A 3,818-nucleotide genomic window follows, 5' to 3' on the forward strand; every position below is an offset into this window, starting at 1 on the left:
CGGCGCGAACACCTACACCGGCGCGACGAGCGTCGCCGGCGGCACGCTCACCGTCGCCGCGGCTCCCGAGATCGCGCCGGTGCTGGCGGCCGTCACGCAGCGGGAGGGGTTGACGGCGGCCGGCTGCGCCGTCGCGATCGAACCGGCCGACCCCGCCGAGGTGGCGTCGAGCGGGACGACGGGCGCCGCGGTGTGGATCCCGGATGCGTCCATGTGGCTGGCCCGGGCGGCGGCCGCCGGCCTGGCGGTGCCCGACCGCGCGCCGTCGATCGCCACCAGCCCGGTGGTGTTCGCCCTGTCCGGATCGGCGGCCCAGCAGCTCGCCGCGAGCGGCGGGAGCACCGACGTGGCCGGCCTGCTGGCCACCCGCAGGACCGCCGCACCGATCCGGATCGGCCTGGCCGACCCCGATCGGTCGGCGGCCGCCGTCGCCGCGGTCCTGGCGGCCCGGGCCTCGGTCACCGGGACGCCGGACGCCCGGGCCGCGCTCACCTGGGCGGTCCGGTCGAGCCCGGACGACCTGCCGGTGCCCGCCGGCGACCTGCTCGACCGGCTGGCGGCCGACCCGTCGACCGCGGTCGCGGTCGGCGAGCAGGCGGTCGTCGCTCGCGACCGGTCCGCCGGCGGCGACCCGATCCGGGTCGTCTACCCGGGCGCCGGCGCGTTCGTCCTGGACTATCCGGTCTCCGCCGTCGGCACCGATCCGGCGACCCGGGCGGCCGCCGCCGACCTGGCCGCCGCGTTCGGCTCGGACCCGGTGCGCGCCGCCCTGCAGGACGCCGGCTTCCGCGCCCCCGACCAGTCGGCCGGTCCCGCCCTGCCCACCGGCGGCGGACTGGACCCGAACCACCGGGAGCCGGCCGACCCGCCCACCGCGCAGGCCGTGGACGACGCCATCCGCAGCGTGCAGCTCACCAACGAGCCGTCCCGGATGCTGGCCGTCATGGACATCTCCGGGTCGATGCGGGCGGCGGTGCCCGGGACCGACGAGGACCGGATCGGGCTGGCCAAGGAGGCGGCGGCCCGCGGCCTGGGCCTGTACCGGGCGGACAGCGACATCGGCCTCTGGGAGTTCTCCACCGACCTGACGCCGACCAGCGACCACCGCGAGCTCATCGGGATCAGCTCGCTCGGTCCGGACGGCCAGGGCAGCACCGGCGCGGCCCGGTTGGCGGCCGCGCTGAACGGCCTGCGCGCCATCCCCAACGGCGGCACCGGGCTCTACAACACCACTCTCGACGCGGTCCGGACCGTGCGGGCGGGGTACGACCCGGCCCGGGTCAACGCGGTGCTGCTGCTGACCGACGGGATCAACGACGACGTCAACTCGATCAGCCTGGACCAGCTGCTGAGCACCCTGACGGCCGAGCAGGACCCGGCCCGGCCGGTTCCGGTGATCGCCATCGCCTTCGGGCCGGACAGTGACGTCGGCGCGCTGCAGCAGATCAGCAAGGTCACCGGCGGTGCGACCTACCTGTCCCAGGATCCGCGGCAGATCGGCGAGATCTTCCTGGACGCGGTCGGCCAGCGGCTCTGCCGACCCAGCTGCTGACGGCCGGCGGTCCGGCGGGGGCTGGAGGCCGGGGCCACACCAGGGCGGGCCCACGGCGCCGTGCCAGCGGTGCGCGGCGCCGCCACGCTGATCAACTCGCCGTTTCGCGCCGTCACTCGCGCCCGGAACGGCGACTTGATCAGCGCGCCAGGTGGCCGCGCGGGCGATCAGGTCCGAGCGGTGGGCCCGGACCGCGGGGTCCGGTCCTGGTCGGTGCCCTGTTCCCCGGTCCCGCCATCGGTCTCGGCCGTCTCCGGTGATTCGCCGGCGGCTGCCTCGCTCGCCGCGTCGGCGTCAGCGGCCGTCCCGCTCGACGCCTCCACACCCGCGGGCGGGTCGGCGTCGGCGTCGGCGTCGGCGTCGGCGTCGGTCACCGTCTCGCTCGACGCTCCGGTATCCGGCGCCGTCTCGTCGGACACGGCTTCGACGCCGGCTTCGGCTTCGGCTTCGGCTTCGCTCCCGGCGGCCTGGCTCGGGGCGGTCCGGCCCGCATCGGACGTCGCGTCCGTCCCGGCCTCACCCGCACCAGCCTGATCCGCCGTGGCGCGCCCGCGGCGGCGCCGGGCCGGGCTGCGCTCACCCGCGGACCGCTCGGCCGTGCGGCTGCCTCGCCGGGTCCGGCGCCCGCGTACCGACACCGTCGCTCCATCGGCCGGCGGCGGGTCCGTGGTGGCCGGGGCGTCGCCGGTCGAGTCGACGGCGTCCGGGGCTGTCGTCAGGTCGCGGACCCGCCAGGGCACGGTCCGCCAGCCGGTGACGGCGGCGACCACGCAGGCGACCGCGGCCACCTCGACGGCGTTGGGGGGGCCGAGCAGGTCGGCGGGCGACCCCAGGGGCGACCAGCGGCCGTCGCCGACCCCGCCGCCGGCGACCAGCGCGGCCAGCGCCAGCACGGTCCCGGCGAGCACACCGGCGAGCCCGGCCGCCGCGACCCGGTCCGCCCGGGTGACCAGCCGGCGCACGGCGGGCCGGGCGGCCAGGTACCCGACGGCCAGCGGCAGCACCAGGCAGGCCAATCCCAGGATGGTCCGCCCGCTCTGCTGGGGAGCCGCGGCCAGCAGCGGAACCCCCGGGAGGTCGACCGTCGAGGTGGCCAGCGGCGAGTAGGTGCCCGGTCCGACCTCGAAGCCGACGCCGGACAGGAAACCGACTGCGGCGACGACGGCGTTGGGCAGGTAGGCCAGGCCCAGCAGCGTCATGCCCAGGCCGTCCAGCCAGGAGGGTGCGGCCGCCGCAGCGATGTCCACGGCCGTCCCGAACCGGGCGATCAGGCCGATCGCCAGCACCAGGGCACCGGCGCCGACCAGCGCGCAGGATCCGATGACCCCGCCGCGCACCCCGGCCCGGGCCCAGCCCGGCAGCGCCCGGAGCAGCCACTGCGACCAGGCGGAGTCGCCGCGCAGCATGCCCAGGCCGGTGGCCACCAGAGCCAGGGCGAAGGCGGTCCACACCCAGCCGGGCGGCACCGCGCCGGGCGTCGAGTACCCCCGCGTCGTCGCCGCCACCACCAGCCCGTAGACGCCGGCCGTGGTGAGCACGGCGATCGATTCCTGGTAACGGCCGGACGGCAGGAACCGGCCGCGGCGGGCGGTGAGCACGAGCAGGGTGACCGGGACCGCGGTCAGCAGCAGCGGCGGCAGGCTCAGCGTGACGTCGCCGATGTCGACCGGCATGAGGTTGGCCAGGGCGAAGGCGGTCACGCCCCCGCGCATGGCGACCGCGGCGTCCGGACCGGAGGCGGGCGTGATGGCCCAGACCATCAGGGCCAGACCGGCCGTCAGCAGGACACCGGCGATCGCGACGACGGCGCCGCGGACCGCAGCCGCCGCGACGACCAGGCCGGTCGCCGGGGGTGGGTCGTCGGTCGCCGGCGCGGTCGCCCGTTCGGGAGCCAGGTCGCGCAGCACCGGCCCACTGTCACACGCCGCGTCGGCGGGGCGGGCCAGGCACGCCGGGCCCTCAGGAACCCGACGAGCCCTCGGATCCGGTCCGCGGCGGGATCCGGTAGACCTCGGTGACGCCCTCGTCCGGGGCCGGCGCGCGGTCGGGCCCGGCCGCGGGGCGCGCGGCGGTCGGGGACGCTCCGGCGGCCGGGTCACCCGCGGGACCGGACGGGCCATCGGGCGCGACGGACGGGGCCCATCGCCGGGCGTCGTCGGACTCGTCGGCGGCGGACCCGGTCTCGGCATGCTTGGCCAACGTCACCGGGGCCGGCGGGCGGTCGGACCAGCCGGTGCGGGTGTCGCCCGCGGCGCCTGGGCCGAGC

2 protein-coding genes and 1 pseudogene are annotated in these 3,818 nt (G+C 77.9%); 1 reads left to right on the forward strand and 2 read right to left on the reverse strand.

Annotated features, from left to right (window positions below; all coding sequences use genetic code 11):
* Positions 1–1,552: substrate-binding domain-containing protein (locus ACOJUF_RS13555; RefSeq protein ID WP_420122367.1), on the forward strand; the 1,552-nt coding region annotated here is incomplete at its 5' end.
* A 167-nt stretch (positions 1,553–1,719) separates the two neighbouring features.
* Here ACOJUF_RS13555 and ACOJUF_RS13560 read toward each other — a convergent pair.
* Together ACOJUF_RS13560 and ACOJUF_RS13565 are read right to left on the reverse strand one after the other, a co-directional pair.
* A complete protein-coding gene (locus tag ACOJUF_RS13560; protein WP_420122368.1) occupies positions 1,720–3,459 on the reverse strand; it encodes a DUF6350 family protein in 1,740 nt (579 codons plus the stop codon).
* A gap of 52 nt (positions 3,460–3,511) precedes the next feature.
* Positions 3,512–3,818, reverse strand: a pseudogene (locus ACOJUF_RS13565) (hypothetical protein); the annotation flags it as partial.

This window comes from Nakamurella sp. (genome assembly GCF_048594475.1).
Classification (GTDB): Bacteria; Actinomycetota; Actinomycetes; order Mycobacteriales; family Nakamurellaceae; genus Nakamurella.